The organism is Streptomyces sp. NPDC031100, from assembly GCF_055570785.1.
Genome location: NZ_JBVIGN010000012.1, coordinates 189,487 through 211,239, shown reverse-complemented (window position 1 = coordinate 211,239; position 21,753 = coordinate 189,487). Strand labels below are relative to the sequence as shown.

At 72.3% G+C, this 21,753-nt stretch carries 19 protein-coding genes; 12 read left to right on the top strand and 7 right to left on the bottom strand.

From position 1 onward, the window contains the following. Positions 1–70: 70 nt before the first annotated feature. Positions 71–709 carry a phosphoribosylglycinamide formyltransferase gene (purN, locus tag ACZ5DS_RS30995; protein ID WP_468245081.1) on the top strand — a complete coding sequence of 213 codons (639 nt, stop codon included), beginning with the start codon at positions 71–73 and terminating at the stop codon, positions 707–709. Further along, positions 706–2,277 (top strand): bifunctional phosphoribosylaminoimidazolecarboxamide formyltransferase/IMP cyclohydrolase, encoded by a 1,572-nt coding sequence (gene purH, locus ACZ5DS_RS30990; protein ID WP_468245079.1) that lies wholly within the window; start codon positions 706–708, stop codon positions 2,275–2,277. The genes purN and purH overlap by 4 nt, the downstream gene beginning before the upstream one ends. A 78-nt stretch (positions 2,278–2,355) precedes the next feature. Here the strand turns inward: purH and ACZ5DS_RS30985 are convergent, their stop codons facing one another. From ACZ5DS_RS30985 to ACZ5DS_RS30975, 3 genes are all read right to left on the bottom strand, one after another. Next, positions 2,356–2,838 (bottom strand): hypothetical protein, encoded by a 483-nt coding sequence (locus ACZ5DS_RS30985; protein WP_468245076.1) that lies wholly within the window; start codon positions 2,836–2,838, stop codon positions 2,356–2,358. A 90-nt stretch (positions 2,839–2,928) separates the two neighbouring features. Continuing rightward, a complete protein-coding gene (locus tag ACZ5DS_RS30980) occupies positions 2,929–4,494 on the bottom strand; it encodes a serine/threonine protein kinase (protein ID WP_468245073.1) in 1,566 nt (521 codons plus the stop codon). Then, positions 4,491–5,234: an FHA domain-containing protein gene (locus ACZ5DS_RS30975; RefSeq protein WP_468245070.1), complete on the bottom strand. Its 744-nt coding sequence runs from the start codon at positions 5,232–5,234 to the stop codon at positions 4,491–4,493. The genes ACZ5DS_RS30980 and ACZ5DS_RS30975 overlap by 4 nt, the downstream gene beginning before the upstream one ends. Before the next feature lie 203 nt (positions 5,235–5,437). Between ACZ5DS_RS30975 and ACZ5DS_RS30970 the strand changes: the two genes are divergently transcribed. Then, entirely contained in the window at positions 5,438–5,704 is a 267-nt protein-coding gene (locus ACZ5DS_RS30970) for a hypothetical protein (RefSeq protein WP_468245068.1), read from the top strand. A gap of 150 nt (positions 5,705–5,854) precedes the next feature. Here ACZ5DS_RS30970 and ACZ5DS_RS30965 read toward each other — a convergent pair whose 3' ends face one another. Beyond that, positions 5,855–6,430, bottom strand: coding sequence for an RDD family protein (locus ACZ5DS_RS30965; RefSeq protein ID WP_468245065.1), 576 nt, complete (start codon positions 6,428–6,430; stop codon positions 5,855–5,857). Positions 6,431–6,708: 278 nt separating this feature from the next. Here ACZ5DS_RS30965 and ACZ5DS_RS30960 point away from each other — a divergent pair, with 278 nt between their 5' ends. The 4 genes from ACZ5DS_RS30960 (at position 6,709) to ACZ5DS_RS30945 (ending at position 11,048) form a co-directional block, all read left to right on the top strand. Further along, on the top strand, positions 6,709–7,563 hold the full coding sequence (locus ACZ5DS_RS30960) for a bifunctional methylenetetrahydrofolate dehydrogenase/methenyltetrahydrofolate cyclohydrolase (protein ID WP_468245063.1): 855 nt from the start codon (positions 6,709–6,711) through the stop codon (positions 7,561–7,563). Next, entirely contained in the window at positions 7,553–8,023 is a 471-nt protein-coding gene (locus ACZ5DS_RS30955; RefSeq protein ID WP_468245060.1) for a DUF3017 domain-containing protein, read from the top strand. The genes ACZ5DS_RS30960 and ACZ5DS_RS30955 overlap by 11 nt, the downstream gene beginning before the upstream one ends. A 504-nt stretch (positions 8,024–8,527) precedes the next feature. Continuing rightward, positions 8,528–9,688: a helix-turn-helix domain-containing protein gene (locus tag ACZ5DS_RS30950; RefSeq protein ID WP_468245058.1), complete on the top strand. Its 1,161-nt coding sequence runs from the start codon at positions 8,528–8,530 to the stop codon at positions 9,686–9,688. A gap of 370 nt (positions 9,689–10,058) precedes the next feature. Continuing rightward, positions 10,059–11,048 (top strand): malate dehydrogenase, encoded by a 990-nt coding sequence (locus ACZ5DS_RS30945; RefSeq protein WP_468245055.1) that lies wholly within the window; start codon positions 10,059–10,061, stop codon positions 11,046–11,048. A gap of 214 nt (positions 11,049–11,262) precedes the next feature. Here ACZ5DS_RS30945 and ACZ5DS_RS30940 read toward each other — a convergent pair whose 3' ends face one another. After that, positions 11,263–12,666 (bottom strand): MFS transporter, encoded by a 1,404-nt coding sequence (locus tag ACZ5DS_RS30940; protein ID WP_468245053.1) that lies wholly within the window; start codon positions 12,664–12,666, stop codon positions 11,263–11,265. Between the two features lie 94 nt (positions 12,667–12,760). Between ACZ5DS_RS30940 and ACZ5DS_RS30935 the strand changes: the two genes are divergently transcribed. Next, positions 12,761–13,687: a LysR family transcriptional regulator gene (locus ACZ5DS_RS30935; RefSeq protein WP_468245050.1), complete on the top strand. Its 927-nt coding sequence runs from the start codon at positions 12,761–12,763 to the stop codon at positions 13,685–13,687. Here ACZ5DS_RS30935 and ACZ5DS_RS30930 read toward each other — a convergent pair. Together ACZ5DS_RS30930 and ACZ5DS_RS30925 are read right to left on the bottom strand one after the other, a co-directional pair. Then, positions 13,670–14,569: a GNAT family N-acetyltransferase gene (locus tag ACZ5DS_RS30930; protein WP_468245048.1), complete on the bottom strand. Its 900-nt coding sequence runs from the start codon at positions 14,567–14,569 to the stop codon at positions 13,670–13,672. The genes ACZ5DS_RS30935 and ACZ5DS_RS30930 overlap by 18 nt on opposite strands. A 9-nt stretch (positions 14,570–14,578) precedes the next feature. Beyond that, on the bottom strand, positions 14,579–15,370 hold the full coding sequence (locus ACZ5DS_RS30925; protein ID WP_468245045.1) for a hypothetical protein: 792 nt from the start codon (positions 15,368–15,370) through the stop codon (positions 14,579–14,581). Between the two features lie 200 nt (positions 15,371–15,570). Here ACZ5DS_RS30925 and ACZ5DS_RS30920 point away from each other — a divergent pair, with 200 nt between their 5' ends. The 4 genes from ACZ5DS_RS30920 to ACZ5DS_RS30905 all read left to right on the top strand — a co-directional run bounded on the left by ACZ5DS_RS30920 (position 15,571) and on the right by ACZ5DS_RS30905 (position 21,753). Beyond that, on the top strand, positions 15,571–17,091 hold the full coding sequence (locus ACZ5DS_RS30920) for an aldehyde dehydrogenase family protein (RefSeq protein ID WP_468245043.1): 1,521 nt from the start codon (positions 15,571–15,573) through the stop codon (positions 17,089–17,091). Between the two features lie 77 nt (positions 17,092–17,168). After that, complete coding sequence (locus ACZ5DS_RS30915) at positions 17,169–18,698, top strand: GMC family oxidoreductase (protein ID WP_468245041.1); 1,530 nt, start codon at positions 17,169–17,171, stop codon at positions 18,696–18,698. After that, entirely contained in the window at positions 18,698–19,816 is a 1,119-nt protein-coding gene (locus tag ACZ5DS_RS30910; RefSeq protein ID WP_468245038.1) for a quaternary amine ABC transporter ATP-binding protein, read from the top strand. Before ACZ5DS_RS30915 ends, ACZ5DS_RS30910 begins: the two co-directional genes overlap by 1 nt. Then, a complete protein-coding gene (locus ACZ5DS_RS30905; RefSeq protein WP_468245037.1) occupies positions 19,816–21,753 on the top strand; it encodes an ABC transporter permease in 1,938 nt (645 codons plus the stop codon). Before ACZ5DS_RS30910 ends, ACZ5DS_RS30905 begins: the two co-directional genes overlap by 1 nt.

Below are 21,753 nucleotides of genomic sequence, written 5' to 3'. Positions count from 1 at the left end.
GCGCGAAGCATTCGTACGACTGTACAAAAAGCCGGCCGGACACATCGCTCCCCCGAGAAAGGGCCCCACCGTGGCCGCCACCCCCGCTGGCCCAGCGGTCAAGCGCCTCGTCGTGCTGGTCTCCGGATCCGGCACCAACCTGCAGGCGCTCCTGGACGAGATCGAGCGCACCGGAGCCGAGACGTACGGCGCCGCGATCGTCGCCGTCGGGGCCGACCGCGACGGCATCGAGGGGCTCGCCCGCGCCGAGCAGGCCGGGCTGCCGACCTTCGTGTGCCGGGTGAAGGACTTCGCCACCCGCGAGGAGTGGGACGCGGCCCTCACCGAGGCGGTGGCCCGGTACGAGCCCGACCTCGTGATCTCCGCCGGGTTCATGAAGATCGTCGGGAAGGAATTCCTTGCGCGGTTCGGCGGGCGGTTCGTCAACACCCACCCCGCGCTGCTGCCCAGTTTTCCTGGGGCCCACGGCGTGCGCGACGCGCTCGCGTACGGCGTCAGGGTCACCGGCTGCACCGTCCACTTCGTCGACGACGGCGTCGACACCGGGCCGATCATCGCTCAGGGCGTGGTGGAGGTCCGGGACGAGGACGACGAGAGCGCGCTGCACGAGCGCATCAAGGAAGTCGAGCGAAGGCTGCTCGTCGAGGTCGTGGGGCGGCTCGCCCGGCACGGCCATCGCATTGAGGGACGAAAGGTAGTTATCCAGTGACCGCCACCGCCGAGAGCACCAAGCGGCCCATTCGCCGGGCGCTCGTCAGCGTCTACGACAAGACCGGCCTCGAAGACCTCGCGCGCGGGCTGCACGAGGCCGGTGTCGAGCTGGTCTCGACCGGGTCGACGGCCGGCCGTATCGCCGCCGCCGGTGTCCCCGTCACCAAGGTCGAGGAGCTGACCGGCTTCCCCGAGTGCCTGGACGGCCGGGTCAAGACCCTGCACCCGAAGGTGCACGCGGGCATCCTCGCCGACCTGCGCCTCGACAGCCACCGCGAGCAGCTCGCCGAGCTGGGTGTGGAGCCGTTCGACCTGGTCGTCGTCAACCTCTACCCGTTCCGGGAGACGGTCGCCTCCGGCGCCTCGGACGACGAGTGCGTGGAGCAGATCGACATCGGCGGCCCCTCGATGGTCCGCGCCGCCGCCAAGAACCACCCGTCCGTGGCCGTGGTGACCAGCCCCGAGCGCTACACCGACGTCCTCGCCGCCGTCGAGGCGGGCGGCTTCGACCTCGTCACCCGCAAGCGCTTGGCCGCCGAGGCCTTCCAGCACACGGCCGCCTACGACGTGGCCGTGGCCTCCTGGTTCGCCTCCGGGTACGCCCCCGCCGACGAGTCGCAGTTCCCCGACTTCCTGGGCGCCACCTGGGAGCGCGCGCACACCCTGCGCTACGGCGAGAACCCGCACCAGCCGGCTGCCCTCTACGTCGACGCCGGCGGGTCCGGTCTCGCCCAGGCCGAGCAGCTGCACGGCAAGGAGATGTCGTACAACAACTACACGGACACGGACGCCGCCCGCCGTGCCGCGTACGATCACGACGAGCCCTGTGTCGCGATCATCAAGCACGCCAACCCGTGCGGCATCGCGGTCGGCGCGGACGTCGCCGAGGCGCACCGCAAGGCGCACGCCTGCGACCCGGTCTCCGCGTACGGCGGTGTCATCGCCGTGAACCGGCCGGTCAGCAGGGAGATGGCCGAGCAGGTCGCGGAGATCTTCACCGAGGTCATCGTCGCGCCGGACTACGAGGAGGGGGCCCTGGAGGCCCTCACCAAGAAGAAGAACATCCGGGTGCTGAAGGCCCCGAACGGTCCGGCCAACCCCGTCGAGGTCAAGGCGATCGACGGCGGCGTGCTGCTGCAGGAGACCGACCGGCTCCAGGCCGACGGCGACGACCCGGCCAACTGGACGCTGGCCAGCGGCGAGGCGCTGAGCGAGGCCGAGCTGGCCGAGCTGTCCTTCGCCTGGAAGGCCTGCCGCGCCGTGAAGTCCAACGCGATCCTGCTCGCCAAGGACAGCGCCTCGGTCGGCGTCGGCATGGGCCAGGTCAACCGCGTCGACTCCTGCAAGCTCGCGGTCGAGCGGGCCGGCGAGGAGCGCGCCCGCGGCTCCTACGCGGCCTCCGACGCCTTCTTCCCCTTCCCGGACGGCCCCGAGATCCTCATCAACGCCGGCGTCCGCGCGATCGTCCAGCCGGGCGGCTCGATCCGTGACGAGCAGGTCGTGGAGGCCGCGAAGAAGGCGGGCGTGACGATGTACTTCACGGGCACGCGCCACTTCTTCCACTGACACACGGCTCCGCAGGAGCGACCGACGGCCTCCGGCCCTCCCCCGAGGGAGCCGGAGGCCGTCGGTCCTGTTACGGCGTCAGCAGGGGCGCAGGGACCAGATCGGGTCCCAGGTTGCGGTGCCGGCGTCGTAGGCGGTCGAGGTCCAGCGGACGCTGCCGTCCTGGTTGAAGAACCTGGCGACCGTGCCCGGCGTCTGGTTGTTGGTGTACGGGCCGTCCCCGGTCCAGTTGTTCACGTCCCAGGTCTGGCACTTGTAGAAGTCGAACTTGGTGCCCTTGACGACCATGCACAGGTGACCGTAGGCGCAGTCCAGGTCCTTGGCGGCGACCTTGCCCCTCGGGGCCTTGGTGAGGGTCAGGCCGTCGTACCAGACCGTGTCGGCGGAAGCCGAAAGGGGCTTCGGGTGCCCCGCGAGCACCTGGTCGGCCACCTGCTGGACGCCGGTGACGCGGGTGCCGTCCGGTGCGGCGGCGGTGGCCGCCACCGTGGAGCCGGCGAGCAGGGCGGTGGCCGCGACGAGCAGTGCGGCGGGCTTGGCGATGTTCACGATTTCCCCCATGTGAACGAACGGTGTCGGTCGCTCCGCCGTGGCGGAGTGGGTCCACCGTGCCGCCGTGACCCGTCCGGCGGTACCTCGGAAGTCTCAGGGTCACTTCTTTTCCGGGGGCGTGTACTCCTTGAGGTAGTGGGCGACGCGGGCGCAGTAGTCGCGGTACTTCGGGGGGACTCCGCCCGCGTCGTTCACTTTCTTGTACGACGTCCGGTAGCCGGCCGCGGTCAGCACCCGCTTGTCGCCGCGCAGGCCGTCCTTCAGATGGGAGTCGATGAAGCACAGGTAGCGGCCCATGGCCGGGATGGAGACGGAGGGGGTGAGCGGGGGTGTGGGCGTCGCGGAGGCGGGGACGCCGTCGTCGCGCATCCACCAGCGCAGTACGGCGGGGGTCCAGCGGGCGATGCCGAACTCCTGCTTGCCGGGGTCGGAGAGGTTCGGGTCGAAGTTGCTCTCGGCCTTCAGCATCGCCGCGATGAGCGCGGGGGTGACGTCGGGTTCGGAGCAGGCGTGGGCGGAGTCCACGACGAGCCGGCGGTAGGAGACCGGAACGCCCTTGTCGGTCCGCAGTTCCGAGGCGCCGTAACCGGCCGAGGAGGCGCCCGGGGCGTCGTCGTGCCGGTCCGTGGCCCAGGTGCTGACGCCGTAGCCGAGGGCCGCCACGGCGGCGGTGGCGGCCGCGGATCCGGCGATCAGTGCCTGTCGGCGCCTGCGCCGCGGGAACAGCCGGGGCAGGCGCGGCGAGCGGCCCGTGCCGGCGGCCGCCTCGACGCGGCGCAGCAACGCCTCGGTGCCGATGCGGTCGGCGTGCGTACGGGCCAGACAGTCACGCACGATCTCCCGCCAGGCGTCCGGGAGTCCGGGTGACAGGCGCAGCTCGTCGGTGCCGCGCGCATACGCGACGGCCGCGTCGCGGCGGGCGCTCGGGGTGCCGCCGGGCAGCGGGAAGGAGTCGGTGAGGACGAGGTGCGCGAGGACACCGAAGGCCCACACGTCGGCCGACGGGCGGATACGGCGGCCGCGTTCGCCGATCTCCGACCACAGCAGCTCGGGCGGTGTGTAGTCGGGGGTGGAGAAGGCCGGGGTGTAGGCGTGGGTGCCCTCCAGCTCGGCGGCCATGTTGAAGTCGGCGAGCCGGGCCGAACCGTCCGGCATCAGCAGCACGTTGGCCGGTTTCAGATCCCCGTGCACCCAGCCCGCCCGGTGCAGCTGCGCCAGCCCCTCGCAGATCTGCGCGAGCAGCGCGGGGCCGTCGGCGGGGCGGGGCGAGGCGGCCAGGCGGGCGGAGAGCGAGCCGTCCGCCTTCTCGAGCACGAGGACGGTGGCACCGTCGAGTTCGGGGCGCTGCGGGTCGTCGACGACGAGGGTCTCGTACATCCGCACCAGGCGTGGCCGGACGAGCCGGCGGTGCAACTCGACCTCGCGCTCGACCAGTTCGCGTAGGTGGGCCAGCTGGCGCGGGGTTCCGGTGCCGGTGGGCAGGAACTTCAGAGCGGCGGTGCGCGGCAGTTCAGGGTCCCGCTCGCGGTGAAGGCCACGGTCACCGTCACCGGTGCGCCGGCCCGCGTAGACGCTGCCGAAGGCGCCGGTCGCGATCGGCTCGCGCACCTCCCAGACGCCGACCCGGTAGCCCTTCGGCACGAGTACGGCGTACGGCTCGGTCACCGGGCTGCCCGCGCGGACGGCCCGGCCAGTACGACCAGGTCGTCCTCGCGCACGAGGTCGAAGCGGAGCGCCAGGGAGACCAGGGACTCCTTCTTGCCGTTGAGGCGGGGGCCCGGGTCCGCCTTGTCCGGGCCGGGCTTGAGGCGCAGTTTCACGGCCAGGTAGTCGATGTTCCACTGCACCGAGGTGCGGGAGGCGGCCGGCCAGACGGGGCGCAGCCGGTCGACGACCTGGTCGACGGTGGGCAGCGGGGCGTGCGGGGCGCCGCGCAGCCGCGGTTCGCACAGGGCGGCCAGGACGGCGAAGTAGCGCTTGGTGCGGTCGACGGAGAAGGCGGGCGCGGTGGTGTCGCCGTCCGGCCCGGCCCCCTCGCGCAGATAGTCGTGGCGCGGCGCCCACACCTCGATCGCCAGCAGGTCCCCGGCGGCGGGCAGCACGATCCGCGAGAACTCGAAGGGGACGGGCGCGCCGAGTCTGCCGGGGCCGACCTTGATGTGCTCGCCGGCGCCCTCCGGGTTCTCCACGACGTACGTCGCTTGCGCGGACAGGTTGCTCAGTATCCAGAAGGCGCCCTGCGCGGTGAGCTCGCCGGCCCGGCGCGAGACCCCGTCGTGCGGGATCGGCAGGTCGTTGCCGGGCGCCCGCCCGAAGGTGAGGCGCTCGCCGGGGGCGAGCCGGATCTGGGTGGGCAGGTGTTCGTCCTCCGGGGTCGGCGGAGGTACCACGATGATGCTGAACAAGGTGCGTCTCCCCGTGCCTGACGGCTACCCCGGCCAGCCTAGGGGGACACACCGGGACCGTGTCCCCCCTGCACGGGTGAACACGGCCCTTGCGAGTGAATGGCGCGAACTGTGCCCCGAGGACGGTCCCGGAACGGGCAATACCAGGGCACCGTTCGGAAACACTCCGTGACCACCGCACTGGCAGCGGGGACCATCACCGCATGCTGGCGTGCGGATGCATGGACCCGATCGACATCATGGCCAGACTGGCCGAGTACGGCTTCCTGGGCGCCGCCGGGCTCCTGCTCGGGTTCGTCTGCCTGGTCGCCGTCCTGCTCGGCGTCATCGCCGCCCTCGGCCACCTCGCCCGCCGCCGTACAGGTGACGACACCGCGCCCGAGGGGACCGGCCCCGGGCCCGAGGGGACCGGCCCCGGCACCCACCCGGGTGGCCTCGCGTCCTTTCGCTGGGAATCCGGCGGGGACTGAGGGCGCAGAACATCCGTGGAGCTCTCGCTGAGCCTCGTGGAGCACTCGTGGAGCATCGGGGCGGCCGGAACAGCAAGGGCCGTGCCCCCCTGCGCGGGTGGGCACGGCCCTCGGTGTGGCGGTCAGCCGGTCACGCGGCTGCGCGTGGGCTCAGTTCGAGCGGATCACGATCGAGCCGCACACCTTGTCGGCGAACGTCTGGCGCTTGGAGTCCCAGGCCGGCCACAGCCAGCCGAGGTAGCAGGCGAGGCTGTCCAGGAAGTGGGCGAGACGGCGGACGAACGCCATGCCGACGCCGAGGGGCTGGCCGGTCTCCTCCTTCACCAGGCGGATGCCCAGCGCCTTCTTGCCGACCGTCTGGCCCGTGCGGCCCTCCTGGATCAGCTGCCAGATCGCGATACTGATGAAGGCGAGCGCGCCGATCGCCGACAGCGCGGCGTTGTTCCGGCCGACGATGATCAGGACGTACGGCACCAGGAAGACCAGGCCGTCCACCAGGGTGCCGAGGAACCGCTGTCCCCAGTTCGCGTACGGCGGCTGGGCGCCGTAGCCGTATCCGCCCTGCTGCGGGTAACCCGGGTAGCCCGGCTGCTGCGGGTAGCCGTAGCCCTGCTGCGGCGGGACGCCCTGCGGTGCCTGGGGGTAGCCGGGCTGCTGCGGGTAGCCGTAGCCCTGCTGCGGATCCTGCGGCTGACCGTACGGGTTGTTGGGCGAGCCGAAACTCATGGCGGATTTCCTCCGTTGACACTGCGGGGACTGACGCGGAAGGAACGGAGGAACGTCAGGATCTGAGCGGTTTGCCCCCCAACCGGACCGCGATACTGCGCCGTTCATCGTCGTAGGAGAGGCGAGTTCTTGTCCAGCCGGATTCGCAAGGCGTTGTGCAAGTGCAACATCACCGACCATCCGGGGACATCCGGGGCGGTGCCCGCGGCCGGTCCCAGGTGCCGCGCGGCAGGGGCCCGGATTGGAACCGAGAGCCGGTCATCCGCGAGGATGGTGTCATGACCGCCCAGATTCTCGATGGCAAGGCCACCGCAGCCGCGATCAAGTCCGATCTGACCGCCCGCGTGGCGGCGCTGAAGGAGAAGGGCATCACGCCCGGCCTCGGCACGATCCTGGTCGGGGACGACCCCGGCAGCCGCAAGTACGTCGCCGGCAAGCACCGCGACTGCGCCGAGGTCGGCATCGCCTCCATCCAGCGCGAGCTGCCCGCCACGGCCACCCAGGAGGAGATCGAGGCGGTCGTCCGCGAGCTGAACGAGGACCCGTCCTGCACCGGCTACATCGTCCAGCTCCCGCTGCCCAAGGGCATCGACGAGAACCGCATCCTGGAGCTGATGGACCCGGACAAGGACGCCGACGGCCTGCACCCGATGAACCTCGGCCGCCTCGTCCTGAACGAGCCGGCGCCGCTGCCCTGCACCCCCAACGGCGTGCTCACCCTGCTGCGCCGCTACGGCGTGGAGATCAAGGGTGCCGAGGTCGTCGTCGTCGGCCGGGGCGTGACCATCGGCCGCCCGATGCCGCTGCTGCTCACCCGGCGCAGCGAGAACGCCACCGTGACCCAGTGCCACACCGGCACCCGGGACCTGTCCGCCCACCTCAGGCGGGCCGACATCATCGTCGCGGCCGCCGGGTCCGCCCACCTGATCCGCCCCGAGGACGTCAAGCCGGGCGCGGCCGTCCTGGACGTCGGCGTCTCCCGCAGTGCCGAGGGCAAGATCGTCGGTGACGTCGACCCGGCCGTGGCCGAGGTGGCCGGCTGGATCTCCCCGAACCCGGGCGGTGTGGGCCCGATGACCCGGGCGCAGCTGCTGGTCAACGTGGTCGAGGCGGCGGAGCGCAGTGCCGGCTGAGAACGCCCACGGCACGCAGCCGCCCGCGCACGACCCGATCGGCGCCCCCCACGCCGAGGGGCGCCCCCGGCGTGTCACCCGCCGCTTCCCCCGGTTCACCAGGGACACCGCACGCCCCGAGGGCGGCGGCCGGGCCGCCCCGGGTGACGCCCCGGCGCCCGCCCGGCAGTGGCCGATGCTCGTCGTGCTGACCACGGTCGCCCTCGGCCTGCTGCTGACCGCGCTCGACGTGTTCCGCTACGGCACCCTGCTGATCGGCGCCGGCCTGCTGGCCGGTGCGGTGCTGCGCTGGACCCTGCCCCGGGTCGGCATGCTCGCCGTCCGCTCGCGCTTCACGGACATCGCCACCTACGGCATCCTCGGCCTCGTGATCGTCCTGCTGGCGATGATGGCCCAGCCCAAGCCGTGGCTGGTGATCCCGTTCCTGAAGGACACCCTGCACTTCACGGTCACCAAGTAGCGCCGCACGCACGGCGCATCGCCCGAGAACGGCGGCCCGTCCCCTCCCCCGAGCAAGGACGAGCCGCCGTCGGGATCCAGCCTTCCCCCCGAGAACTGCCTGTTCAACGGCTGTCCGTGCGCTGTGGCACGGAAGTGACCGTTCCGCTACGGTGTCCGCGCCCTGCCACATGTGTGCCCGCCGTGTCGATGTGTTGACAGTTCGGGGATACGTCACGAAGGTCCCGTAGAACCGGGCTAACGTGTCCAAGGTGTCCAATCGGGACGGTCCGGTGGACTGTGGGGCGCTCGGTGTGCGACGGTGCACAACCGGCGGGCGGCGATGCTCCCGTACGCCCCCACTCCGGGAACTGGGATCCTCGATCAGCGCATCTCTGTGGGTAGCCAGAGGGGGCGGCGCGAGGGGACCGGACCGGCGCGAGGTCACGTGCGGAGGAACGGCGCGGGGAACCGACAGCACCACCGGGGGGAAAGTAGGGGGGAAGCAATGCCTCGTTGGAAAGCCTTGCCGGATGAACTGGATCCGCAGATCAAGGAGTTCACGAGCCAGTTGCGGCGGCTCGTGGACCGCAGCGGCCTGAGCATCGCGGCGCTGGCCGACCGGACCGGCTACAGCAAGTCGTCCTGGGAGCGTTACCTGGGCGGCCGGCTCCTCGCACCCAAGGGTGCGATCGTCGCGCTCGCCGAGGTCACCGGCACCAATCCGGTCCATCTGACCACCATGTGGGAGCTGGCCGAACGCGCCTGGAGCCGGGCCGAGTTGCGGCACGACCGGACGATGGAGGCGATCCGTATCTCCCAGGCGCGGGCCGCGCTCGGGGAGTCCGGGCCGGCCGAGGCCGAGGGGGCGAGCGGCACCAGGACCGCCCGCAGGGGCGCCGGCACCACCGCGACCCCGGGCGTCGCCGGTCCGGCGGGCGTCGCCCCGACGATCCCGCCGCAGCCGACGGCGGCCGACGCCGACGGGCGCGACGGCACGGACCGCGGTCCGGCCTCCGGGGTCAACTCCTGGGGGCTGGCGGGCTATCAGGGCCCGTCGCAGGCGAGCGCCCGGCCCGGTGCGGGTGCGCGGCCGTCGTCTGCCCCGGACGGTCCGGGCCGGGCACCGGGCACCCCGAACCCGCAGGACGGGCACCCGCGGCCCGCCGGCGGCACCTCCGGGAAGAGGCCGGGGGGCAAACGGCGGGCGACGATGTTCCTCGCGGGCCTCGTCGGTGTCCTCGTCGCCGCCGCAGCCGTCTTCTTCTTCACCCACCCCGGCGGTGGCGGCAAGAACGAGGGCGCCGCCAAGGCGCCCTCCCCGACCCGCAGCACCCACACCGGCCTGCCCGCCGGGGTCAAGTGCAGCGGCTCCGCCTGCACCGGCAAGGACGCGGAGGCCATGGGCTGCAGCGGCGATCTGGTCACCACCGCCAAGACCGCCACCGTCGGCACCGCCACCCTGGAGGTCCGCTACAGCAAGGCCTGCGGCGCGGCCTGGGGACGGATCACCGGCGCCGCCCGGGGCGACCGGGTCCAGGTCTCCGTCGGCAAGGTCCGCCAGACGGGGGACATCACCGCCGTCGGGGACGCCATCGCCTACACGCCGATGATCGCCGTGCAGGACGCGGCCGAGGCCAAGGCCTGCGCGACCCTCGCCGCCGGGCGGACGGGCTGCACGAAGTAGGGGGTCGGAAGGGGCGCCGGGGAGGGCGGCCGAACCCGATCGGGTGGAATTCCGGGGGAGGGACGCATGAGCCGCCGGATCCTGGGCACGCGACTGGTACCCCCACGGGAGTCCGGTCAGCCGGTACCCCCCATAGGCGGCCGTCTTCGTCCCCCTCTCCCGGACGGGCGGCCGCCCCTTCATGAATCCCCTCATGAACCACGAGTCCGAAGAGACCACGAGTTGAGACTTGTGGGGTGAGCCACAGGGCCCCGGACATCTCGCATGCCGGATGCGCGATAGCCTGACCGCTGGATTCTCTTGACGCCAAGAGATCGATCATCCGCCGGGGCAGTGACGCCCCACCGCCAGCTGTCATACGGAGAACGCCATGACCCGCACTCCCGTGAACGTCACCGTCACCGGCGCGGCCGGCCAGATCGGTTACGCCCTGCTCTTCCGCATCGCCTCCGGCCAGCTGCTCGGCGCGGACGTGCCGGTCAAGCTGCGCCTGCTGGAGATCACCCCGGCGCTCAAGGCCGCCGAGGGCACGGCCATGGAGCTGGACGACTGCGCGTTCCCGCTGCTCCAGGGCATCGACATCAGCGACGACCCGAACGTCGCCTTCGACGGCACCAACGTTGCCCTCCTCGTAGGCGCCCGCCCGCGCACCAAGGGCATGGAGCGCGGCGACCTCCTCGAGGCCAACGGCGGCATCTTCAAGCCGCAGGGCAAGGCCATCAACGACCACGCCGCGGACGACATCAAGGTCCTCGTCGTCGGCAACCCGGCCAACACCAACGCGCTCATCGCGCAGGCCGCCGCGCCGGACGTCCCGGCCGAGCGCTTCACCGCGATGACCCGCCTCGACCACAACCGCGCGCTGACCCAGCTCGCGAAGAAGACGGGCGTCACGGTCGCCGACATCAAGCGCCTGACCATCTGGGGCAACCACTCCGCCACCCAGTACCCGGACATCTTCCACGCCACGGTCGCCGGCAAGAACGCCGCCGAGGTCGTGAACGACGAGAAGTGGCTGGCCGACGACTTCATCCCGACGGTCGCCAAGCGCGGCGCCGCGATCATCGAGGCCCGTGGCGCGTCCTCCGCCGCCTCCGCCGCCAACGCCGCCATCGACCACGTGTACACGTGGGTCAACGGCACCGCCGACGGTGACTGGGCCTCCATGGGCATCCCGTCGGACGGCTCCTACGGCGTCCCGGAGGGCCTGATCTCCTCCTTCCCCGTCACCTGCAAGGACGGCAAGTACGAGATCGTCCAGGGCCTGGACATCAACGAGTTCTCCCGCGCCCGCATCGACGTCTCCGTCAAGGAGCTCGAGGAGGAGCGCGAGGCGGTCCGCGGCCTCGGCCTCATCTGAGCCTCGCTACCACCCGCACGGGCCCTGCTCCGGTTTCGACCGGAGCAGGGCCCGCGCCCGTTCCACCGCTGGCACTCCATTCCGCGCTTGCCCGGCACCCCGCCCGCGCCGCGCGCCGGGCCCGTCCTCCGGATGGTCCAGGACACACAACTCGACGGCCCGGCGGGCTCGTAGCGCCACACCGAGTGGTGAACGAGGCGGCGGGTGCGGGGAGTCAGGAGCGCGCCGATCGCGACAGCACGCGTTCCGGGCCGGACGCGATGGTGCGTGAGCCGGTCCGGCCGCCGTATCCGACGACCACCAACGCCGTCGCCGCCAGCACCACCAGGGCGGTCGTGCGCAGGGCCGGGCCCATGCCGTCGGCGAGGTCGGCGTGGGAGGACAGGACGGTTCCGGTGACCGCGACGCCCAGGGCCGCGCCGGTCTCGCGGGCCGTGGTGCCGAGGCCCGAGCCGAGGCCCGCCTGGTGCGGCGGGAGCGAGCTGACCACGCCGAGGGTCAGGGCGGGCATGGACAGACCGGTGCCGACCGAGATGACCAGCAGCCAGATGCCGTACGTCCCGTACGGCGTGCCCGCGTCGGCGGTCGACGCGCCGAGCAGGCCGAGGCCGATCAGCGCGAGCCCGGCACCGACCACCGGACGCGGGCGGTTCGCCCATCGCGCGGCGAACTTCGGCACGAGCGCCATACCGGCCGTGACCGGCATGATCGCGACGCCGGTGAGGGCGGCGCCGAAGCCCTTGACGCCCTGCAGGTACTGGGAGTTGACGAAGAAGAGCGAGAACAGGCCGAAGAAGCCGGTGGCCGTGCCGAGGGTGGCGGCGCGCAGCCGGGCGGAGGCGAAGACGCGCGGGTCGAACAGCGGCCTGGGCGAGCGCAGGGCGTGCGCGGTGAAGAGCGTGACCAGGAGGGCGCCGGCCGCGAACGCGCCCAGGATGCGCGGGGAGCTCCAGCCGTACGTCGGACCCTCGATGATGCCGAAGAGGACGGCGAGAAGGCCTGTCGTCAGCAGGAGCGTGCCGAGGGGGTCGAGGGTGCTGTGCGCGGAGCGTTCCGTGCGCGGGGTGGTGAGCGTCACCGCCACGGCGAGGAGCGCGGCCAGGGGCACCATCGCCGCGAACAGCACCCGCCAGGACAGGTATTGGCCGACCAGGCCGCCGCCCAGGTTGCCCAGCGCGCCGCCGATGCCGATCGCCAGGGTCCAGGAGGCCATGGCGCGGGCGCGGTGCTCCGGGGCGGACAGGTGGACCAGGATCGACAGGGTGGCGGGTGTGATCAGCGCGGCCCCGGCGCCGGACAGGCCCCGGCCCGCGATCAGCACGGCCGGGTCCGGGGCGAGCGCGCTGGTGGCGGCGCCCGCCGCGAACAGGGCCAGCCCGGCGAGCAGGGCGCCCTTGCGGCCATACCGGTCGCCGAGCGCACCGGACGGTATGAGGAGCCCGGCGAAGGCGATGACGTAGGCGTCGACCGTCCACAGGATCTCGGTGTGCGAGGGGTGCAGGGACGACGAAGTCAGCTCGGGGATCAGGAGGTTGATGGCGGCGACCATGCTCTGGGCGACCAGGACGCAGGCGCACAGGGCGAGGAGTGTCGAACGTTTCAGGGCATGCGAGGGCACGGCTTCTCCCGGGCTGGGCGGAGTGGTGTGGGGTTCCCCGTCACCGTAGGCTCCGCAGTGACCTGCACTCCAGTGCAATCTTCGCAAGGGACAGATGCACATGACGCAATCCACGGGCCTGGACCTGAATCTGCTCGTCGCGCTGGACGTTCTGCTGGAGGAGCAGAGCGTCCAGGGCGCCGCCCGCCGGCTGCATCTGTCCGAGCCCGCGATGAGCCGCACGCTCGGCCGCATCCGCAAGGCGCTCGGCGACCCGGTGCTGGTGCGAGCCGGACGCCGGATGGTGCCGACCCCGCACGCGCTGGCCGTGCGGGCCGAGGTCGGCGCGGTGGTGGAGCGGGCCCGAGCGCTGTTCCGGCCCGGCCGGGACGCCGACCTCGGGACGGTGGAACGTACCTTCACGATCCTCGGTCACGACACGGTCGCCGCTTCCTACGGCCCGGCCCTCTTCGCACGCGCCGCCCGGGAAGCGCCCGGCATCCGTATCCGCTTCCTGGCCGAGAGCCATGTGGACGCGCCGTTCCTGCGGGAGGGAACCGCCGATCTGGAAGTGGGGGTGATCGACACGGTGGCGCCCGAGGTGCATGTGGAGCCGCTCGCCGAGGACCGGATGGTCGGGGTCGTCCGCGCCGGACACCCCCTGCTGGAGCGGGAGGTGACACCCGAGCGTTTCGCCACGGCGGCCGCTCACATCACCGTCTCGCGACGGGGGAGGCTGTACGGCCCCGTTGACGGCGCGCTCGCCGAACTCGGCCTGAAGCGACGGGTGGTGGGCAGCGTGGGAACCTTTCCCGCCTCCCTCTTCGTCCTGCGCGACACCGATCTGGTGGGGATGATCGGCAGCATGGCCGAGCCGCTGGTCTCGGCACTCGGTCTTGCCACGTTCCCGGTGCCGGTGCCCCTCCCGCCGCTGCGGCTGGGGCTGGCCTGGCATCCGCGCCACGAGGCCGACCCGGCACACGCGTGGCTCCGCAGGTGCGTTCGGGACCTGGTGGAGGAGTGGTCAGCCGGCCGGCGGTGACAGTCGCTTCTCGAACCAGTGGCCGGCGTAGACGTTGTCGTCGTAGCGCGGGATCTCGGTGTACCCGCACGCGCGGTACATCTCCTGCGCCTCGGTGAGCACGGCGTGCGTGTCCAGGCGTACGACGTCCAGGCCGCGCGCCCTCGCCTCCCGCTCCAGCCCGTCGAGCAGCCGCCGCGCCAGACCCAGCCGCCGGGCCTCGGGATGCACCCACACGTGCCGGATCTCGCCGGCTCCCGGCGCAAGGCGCCTGAGGGCCCCGCAGCCCACCGGCCACCCCTCCTCGTACGCGACCAGGAAGGCGCCGGCGTCCCCGGTCACCTCCTCGGGGCGGACCAGGGCGGCCCGGTCGAAGCCCTCCGGGAAGCGGGCGTCGATGTCGGCCGCGTACGCGTCCAGGCAGGCCAGGGCGTCCGCCGATCCCCCGTCCACGACCGCCATGGTGATCCCCGCCAGCCGCAGCAGGCGCCGCGTGGTCGCCATCGCGTCGGTCAGCTCGGCCCGCTGGCCGGGGGTGAGGCCGTCGAGGAGCCCGGCGACCAGGGCGTCGGCCCTCCGGTTCTGCTCGCCGACCTCGGCGCGGCCGGCCGGAGTCGGCTCGATCATCCGGAGCCGGTTGTCGTGCGGCGGCACCGAGACCCGGACCACGCCCTGGGCCTCCAGCGCCTTCGCCATGCGGCTGAGGTAGCCGGCGTCGAGTCCCAGGCGGTTCCTGAGCTCGCGCAGGGAGACGCCGTCCCCGATCTCGAAGAGCAGCCGGGCCTCGCCGAAGGGCCGGTTCTGCCCCAGGTAGTGATCGTCCAGGGCGCCGATGCGGCGCGTGAAGTAGCGGTTGAAACGGCGGAAGGCCGCGACCTGCTCCGCCGACACTGGCTCGGTCATTCTTTGACTTCAGTCAAAGGAATCGGCGGGCGTCGTCCATGGTGCTCTGGTCTGCCGCAGCTCCTGGAGCACCCGGGACACGTCCACCGACTCCTGCGCGGAGGGGGTGGCGGACGGCACCGGTTCGCCGTAGTCCGAGAGCCTCACCGTGCGGTCGGCGCCGTCGTCCTTCTGGGTGCCCTCGACCAGCAGATGCGGGGCGTCCGAGGTGACGTACAGGGTGGACGGCTTGCCGTCCGTCTCGCCCCGCAGCGGAATCACCGGGATGCCGTCGACCGTGGTCCTTGCGCCCCGGGTCAGCTGTTTCCCTGAGGACGAGTCCAGGGTCAGGTCCTTCTGGAACTCGCGCAGATCGCAGACGTCGGCCCAGCCCATGAGCATGCCGTCGTGCGTGGTGCCGTGGATGTACCGGTCCTTGAAGAGGTGGGCCGCCGCCTCGCCCCGGCGGCCCGGCAGCTGGGCCTTCCAGTACATGCTGTCGGCCTTCACCCACACCTCGTCGCCCTGCTTGACGATCTCCAGACCGCCGCCCTTCGAGGCCATCCGCAGCATGCCGACGCAGTCGCCGTCCCGGTCCAGGGACAGGTCCATGGCCTCCAGGTCCGTGCGGTCCGCGTCCGGGTCGCGCTCCATGTACGTCAGGTGGATCGACGCGGTGTCGCGCAGGTGACCCTCCGCCTCCCGGGCGAGTTCGCGGGCGCTCGGATCACCGGTGCCGTCCGCCGCGGCGGACGCCGCCAGGGCGGGGCAGAGGAACAGGGCCGCGCTTGCCGCCGCACAGATCAGCGGTCGTCCGGCCATCGCGGTACCTCCGTGATCACCCCAAGCTCCCTTGTTCAGCCTACTTTTGTCCCTTTTCGACCGCATTTTCAGTGACGCGGCACACTTTCGGCCACCGATTGCGCATGCGATCGAAGGGGTGGGGCAGGCGGTCACGGTCCCCGACTGTGACACGTCTGTGACATAGGGGCACTGAACAGGAACGGAAGGCGATACCGATCATGGCGGACAGAACGGGACGACAGGCCCAGGCGACCATCCACGCAGGGGGCGAGTGGCTGGAAGCCATCTCCGGCCGGACGCGCGAGATCCTCGACCCCGCGGACGCCCGGCCGTTCGCCGTGGTCGCGGAGGGCGACGAGAAGGACACCGAGCGCGCGGTGGCCGCCGCACGGCAGGCCTTCGACCAGGGCCCCTGGCCCGGCACCCCCGTCGCCGAGCGCGCCGCCCTGCTGCGCCGCGTCGCCGACCTCCTCCGGCGCGACCGCGAGGAACTCGGCCTGCTGGAGAGCCAGGACGCGGGCAAGACCGCCGAGGAGGGCCGCATCGACATCGACTGTGTCGCCGACGCCTTCCGCTACTTCGCCGACCTGGTCGCCGCCGAGGCGCCCGGCCGGGTGGTAGACGCGGGCTCCCCCGACATCCACAGCGTCGTCGTCCACGAGCCGGTCGGCGTCTGCGCGCTGATCACGCCCTGGAACTACCCGCTGCTCCAGGCCAGCTGGAAGATCGCCCCGGCTCTCGCCGCCGGCAACACCTTCGTGATCAAGCCCAGCGAGATCACCCCGATGACAACCATCGCGCTGATCGACCTGCTGGCCGAGGCCGGCCTGCCCGCGGGCGTCGCCAACCTGGTCACCGGCCCCGGCCACACCGTCGGCGCCTGCCTCGCCGAGCACCCCGGCGTCGATCTGGTCTCCTTCACCGGCGGCCTGATCAGCGGCACCAAGGTCGCCCAGGCGGCCGCCCCGACCGTCAAGAAGGTCGCCCTCGAACTCGGCGGCAAGAACCCCAACGTGGTCTTCGCCGACGCCTGCGCGACCGACGAGGGCTTCGACACCGCCGTCGACCAGGCCCTCAACGCGGCCTTCATCCACAGCGGCCAGGTCTGCTCGGCCGGCGCCCGCCTCATCGTCGAGGAGTCCGTCCGGGACCGCTTCGTCACCGAACTCGCCCGCCGCGCCGAGAAGATCAGGCTCGGCCGCGGCACCGAGGACGGCGTCGAGTGCGGCCCGCTCGTCTCCGCGCAGCAGCGCGCCAAGGTCGAGGCGTACGTCTCCTCCGCGCTGGCCGAGGGCGCGGTGCTGCGCTGCGGCGGCAAGCGGCCGTCGCCCGCTCCGGAACGGCCCGAGTCCGGCTACTTCTACGAGCCGACCGTCCTCGACCAGTGCCACCGCGAGATGAAGGTCGTCCGCGAGGAGGTCTTCGGCCCGGTCCTCACCGTCGAGACCTTCTGCAACGAGGACGAGGCGGTGCTCCTCGCCAACGACACCGAGTACGGCCTCGCCGGCGCGGTCTGGACCGCCGACGCGGGCCGGGCCCGGAGGGTCGCCGGCCGGCTGCGCCACGGCACGGTCTGGATCAACGACTTCCACCCCTATCTGCCGCAGGCGGAGTGGGGCGGCTTCGGCAAGAGCGGCACGGGCCGCGAGCTGGGCCCGGCAGGGCTCGCCGAATACCGCGAGACCAAGCACGTGTACCAGAACCTCGCGCCCAAGCCGGTGCGCTGGTTCGCCGGCTGACCCCCGTCCCCTTCGAGACCTCCCCCGAGACCTCCCCCTCGAGCCGTCCCCTTCGAGCTTCCGGAGCAAGCACCACCATGTCCCACACTCCCCACCTCTACGACTATGTCGTCATCGGTGGCGGAACCGCCGGTTCCGTCATCGCCTCCCGCCTCACCGAGAACCCGGACGTCACCGTCGCCGTCATCGAGGGCGGCCCCAGCGACGTCGGCCGCGACGACGTGCTGACCCTGCGCCGCTGGATGGGCCTGCTCGGCGGCGACCTCGACTACGACTACCCGACCACCGAACAGCCCCGCGGCAACTCCCACATCCGGCACAGCCGCGCCCGCGTCCTCGGCGGCTGCTCCTCCCACAACACCCTCATCTCCTTCAAGCCGCTCCCGTCCGACTGGGACGAGTGGGAGGCGGCCGGCGCCAAGGGCTGGGGTGCCGTCCCCATGGAGGCCTACTTCGCCCGCCTCCTCAACAACATCGTCTCCGTGGACGAGAAGGACCGCAACGCCATCGCCCGCGACTTCGTGGACGCCGCCCGGTCGGCGCTCGGGGTCCCCCGCGTCGAGGGCTTCAACAAGAAGCCGTTCACCGAGGGCGTCGGCTTCTTCGACCTCGCCTACCACCCCGAGAACAACAAGCGCTCCTCGGCGTCGGTGGCGTACCTGCACCCCGTGATGGACGAGCGGCCCAATCTGACGATCCTGCTGGAGACCTGGGCGTACAAGCTGGAGCTGAACGGCACCCGCGCCGAGGGCGTGCACGTACGCACCAAGGACGGCGAGGAGCTGCTGATACGGGCTCGGAGCGAGGTCGTCCTGTGCGCGGGCGCCGTCGACTCGCCCCGCCTGCTGATGCACTCGGGCATCGGCCCCCGCGAGGACCTGGAAGCGCTCGGCATACCGGTCGCGCACGACCTGCCGGGCGTCGGCGAGAACCTGCTCGACCACCCCGAGTCGGTCATCGTCTGGGAGACCCACGGCCCGATTCCCGAGAACTCCGCGATGGACTCCGACGCGGGCCTGTTCGTGCGCCGCGACCCCGACCACGCGGGCCCGGACCTGATGTTCCACTTCTACCAGATCCCGTTCACGGACAACCCGGAGCGACTGGGCTATGAGCGGCCGGAGTTCGGCGTCTCGATGACCCCCAACATCCCCAAGCCGAAGAGCCGCGGCCGCCTCTACCTGACCAGCGCGGACCCCTCCGTGAAGCCCGCCCTCGACTTCCGGTACTTCACCGACGAGGACGACTACGACGCCCGGACCCTGGTCGACGGCATCCGCATCGCCCGCGAGATCGCCAAGGCCGAACCGCTCGCGGGCTGGCTCAAGCGCGAGGTCTGCCCGGGCCCGGAGATCCTCGGTGACGCCGAACTGAGCGAGTACGCCCGCAAGGTCGCCCACACCGTGTACCACCCGGCCGGCACCTGCAAGATGGGTGCCCCCGACGACGAACTCGCCGTGGTGGACCCCGAGCTGAAGATCCGGGGCCTCGACGGCATCCGCATCGCCGACGCCTCCGTCTTCCCGACCATGCCCGCCGTCAACCCGATGATCGGGGTGCTGATGGTCGGCGAGAAGGCCGTGGACCTGATGGGAGGTGGTGCGTGATGAGTACGGCGACCGACACACCCGTGTTCTCCGTCGACGGCCTGTGGAAGGTCTTCGGCCCGAAGGCCGACCGCATCCCCGCGGACCCCGAGCTGTCCGGCCTCACACCCGCCGACCTGCGCTCCCGCACCGGCTGCACCGCCGCCGTCCGGGACGTCTCCTTCGACGTGCGCAAGGGCGAGGTCTTCGTCGTCATGGGCCTGTCCGGCTCCGGCAAGTCCACCCTCGTCCGCTGTCTGACCCGGCTGATCGAGCCGACCGCCGGCACGATCGCCATCGACGGCGAGGACGTCCGCGCCATGGACAAGGCCCGCCTGCGCGAACTGCGCCGGCACCGCGCCGCCATGGTCTTCCAGCACTTCGGCTTGCTCCCGCACCGCACGGTCCTCGACAACGTGGCCTACGGCCTGGAGATCCAGGGCGTCGGCAAGGCCGAACGGCGCGAGCGCGCCGCCGAGTTCGTCGCCAAGGTGGGCCTGGAGGGCATGGAGAAGCGCCGGCCGGCCCAGCTCTCCGGTGGCCAGCGCCAGCGCGTCGGGCTGGCCCGCGCGCTCGCCGTCGACCCCGAGGTGCTGCTGTTCGACGAGCCCTTCAGCGCCCTCGACCCGCTCATCCGCCGCGACATGCAGGACGAGGTGGCCCGCCTGCACCGCGAGGAGGGCCGCACGATGGTCTTCATCACCCACGACCTCAGCGAGGCCCTCAAACTCGGCGACCGCATCGCCCTGATGCGCGACGGCCGGGTGGTCCAGCTCGGCACCCCCGAGGAGATCGTCTCCTCCCCGGCCGACGACTACGTCCGCGAGTTCGTCCGCGACGTCCCGCGCGAACAGGTCGTCACCTGCCGCACGGCCATGCGCCCCGCGTTCGCGCAGGAGGCGGCGGGCGGCCCGGCGGTCCGCCCGGACGCCCCGGTGGCGGAGGCCATCGAGGCAGTCGCCCACGCGGGAACTCCGGCGCGGGTGATGGACGAGGGCAAGTGCGTGGGCGTGGTCGACCACGCACAGCTGCTGGGCGTGGTGGCGGGCGTCGCGGCCGCGGGCGACGCCACCGCCGTACCCGCCAAGCGCCGGCAAGCGACCCCACCCCCGCCCCGCACCAGTCCGGAGGGCGTCTGATGGCAACGATCACAGCAACGGCCCCCCGCACAGCACTCCCCGGCATCCTGAGAACCCGCGCCGCAGCCAAGCTCCTCACCCTGGCAGCCCTGGCCGCGATCGTCGTACCCCTCGTCGACAGCCGCTGGGGAAGCAACGCCTGGCCGCACGCACTGACCGTCGACCTCTCCAAGCCCCTGGCCACCGCCAGCGACTGGGTGATCGACAACCGGGACAGCCACCCCCTGTTCCTCTACTTCTTCGGCCACATCAGCAACGCCGTCGTCCTCTCCGTACGCGCCGTCTACCTCACCCTGCTCGCCGCAGGCTGGGCAGGCGTCACGGCATGCGGCGCCCTGATCGCCTGGCGCGTCGCCGGCGTCCGCCTGGCCGCCGGCACGGCCGTCGCCTTCCTGGCCTGCGGTGCACTCGGCATGTGGGTGCCCACCATGCAGACCCTCGCGCTGATGGTGGTCGCCGTCCTCGCCTCCGTGGCCGTAGGCGTCGTGCTCGGCCTCGCCGCCGGCCTCTCCGACCGCCTGGACCGCGCCCTGCGCCCGGTCCTGGACACCATGCAGGTGCTCCCGGCGTTCGCGTACCTCCTCCCCGTCGTCCTGGTCTTCGGCATCGGCGTACCCGCGGCCGTCCTCGCCACCGTCGTCTACGCCGCCCCGCCGATGGCCCGCCTCACCGCGCTCGGCCTGCGCGGAGCCGACCCCGAGGTCCTGGAGGCCGTGGAGTCGCTCGGCGCCACCGCCCGCCAGCGGCTGCTGACCGCCCGCATCCCGCTGGCCCGCAAGGAACTCCTGCTCGGCCTCAACCAGACGATCATGATGGCGCTGTCCATGGCCGTCATCGCCTCCGTCATCGGCGCCGGCGGTCTCGGCGACCGCGTCTACCAGGCGCTCGCCTCCGTCGACGTGGGCGCGGCCCTCGCGGCGGGTATCCCGATCGTGCTGCTGGCCGTCGTCCTGGACCGCGTCACCGCAGCCGCGGGAGAAGGCGGGCCCCGGCCGCGCACCATCGGCCGGCCCTACGCCCTCGCGGTCACCGTGGCCGTCGCCCTGACCGCCCGCCTCCTCGGCGGTCTCGACTGGCCCTCCGGCTGGACCCTGCAGATCGCCGACCCGGTCAACCGCGCCGTCGAGTGGATGACGAACCACCTCTACTCCGGCGTCCCGGTCGTCGGCGGCACCGCCGACTGGGCCGGCCACTTCACGACCTGGATCCTGGACCCCGTCCGCAGCGGCCTCCAGGGGCTGCCCTGGTGGTCGGTGCTGCTCCTCGTCGCCGCGTCGGCCTGGCTGATCGGCACCTGGCGCACCGCCCTGACCGCCGTCCTCGCCATGGCCGCGATCGGCGTGCTCGGGGTGTGGGAGCCGTCCCTCGACACCCTCTCGCAGGTGCTCGCGGCCGTCGCCGTCACCCTCGTCCTCGGCGTCGCGACCGGTATCGCCGCCGCCCGCAGCGACCGTGTCGAACGGGCCCTGCGCCCGGTCCTGGACGTCTTCCAGACCATGCCGCAGTTCGTGTACCTGATCCCGGTCGTCGCCCTGTTCGGCGTCGGCCGCGCGCCCGCCGTCGCGGCCGCGGTCGTCTACGCCCTCCCGGCCGTCGTGCGGATCACCGCGCAGGGCCTGCGCCAGGTGGACCCGGCCGCGCTGGAGTCGGCGCGCTCGCTCGGCGCGACCGGCCGCCAGCAGCTGTGGCAGGTCCAGCTCCCGCTCGCCCGGCGGTCGTTGCTGCTCGCCGTCAACCAGGGCGTGGTCCTGGTCCTCGCCGTCGTCATCATCGGCGGCCTGGTCGGCGGCGGTGCCCTCGGCTACAACGTCGCCTTCGGCCTCGCCCAGGGCGACCTGGCGACCGGCCTGGTGGGCGGTGCGGCCATCGTCTGCCTGGGCCTGATGCTCGACCGGGTGACCCAGCCGACGGAGCGACGCGCGAGGAAGGGAGTCTGA

What these genes read in the sequence shown, in the direction of transcription:
- ACZ5DS_RS30960 (WP_468245063.1), top strand. Translation starts at nt 6,709, where the DNA reads ATGACCGCCCAGATTCTCGATGGCAAGGCCACCGCAGCCGCGATCAAG.
- ACZ5DS_RS30905 (WP_468245037.1), top strand. Translation starts at nt 19,816, where the DNA reads ATGGCAACGATCACAGCAACGGCCCCCCGCACAGCACTCCCCGGCATC.
- ACZ5DS_RS30970 (WP_468245068.1), top strand. Translation starts at nt 5,438, where the DNA reads ATGCTGGCGTGCGGATGCATGGACCCGATCGACATCATGGCCAGACTG.
- ACZ5DS_RS30945 (WP_468245055.1), top strand. Translation starts at nt 10,059, where the DNA reads ATGACCCGCACTCCCGTGAACGTCACCGTCACCGGCGCGGCCGGCCAG.
- ACZ5DS_RS30910 (WP_468245038.1), top strand. Translation starts at nt 18,698, where the DNA reads ATGAGTACGGCGACCGACACACCCGTGTTCTCCGTCGACGGCCTGTGG.
- ACZ5DS_RS30915 (WP_468245041.1), top strand. Translation starts at nt 17,169, where the DNA reads ATGTCCCACACTCCCCACCTCTACGACTATGTCGTCATCGGTGGCGGA.
- ACZ5DS_RS30935 (WP_468245050.1), top strand. Translation starts at nt 12,761, where the DNA reads ATGCACATGACGCAATCCACGGGCCTGGACCTGAATCTGCTCGTCGCG.
- ACZ5DS_RS30965 (WP_468245065.1), bottom strand. Translation starts at nt 6,430, where the DNA reads ATGAGTTTCGGCTCGCCCAACAACCCGTACGGTCAGCCGCAGGATCCG.
- ACZ5DS_RS30985 (WP_468245076.1), bottom strand. Translation starts at nt 2,838, where the DNA reads ATGGGGGAAATCGTGAACATCGCCAAGCCCGCCGCACTGCTCGTCGCG.
- ACZ5DS_RS30925 (WP_468245045.1), bottom strand. Translation starts at nt 15,370, where the DNA reads ATGGCCGGACGACCGCTGATCTGTGCGGCGGCAAGCGCGGCCCTGTTC.
- ACZ5DS_RS30930 (WP_468245048.1), bottom strand. Translation starts at nt 14,569, where the DNA reads ATGACCGAGCCAGTGTCGGCGGAGCAGGTCGCGGCCTTCCGCCGTTTC.
- ACZ5DS_RS30920 (WP_468245043.1), top strand. Translation starts at nt 15,571, where the DNA reads ATGGCGGACAGAACGGGACGACAGGCCCAGGCGACCATCCACGCAGGG.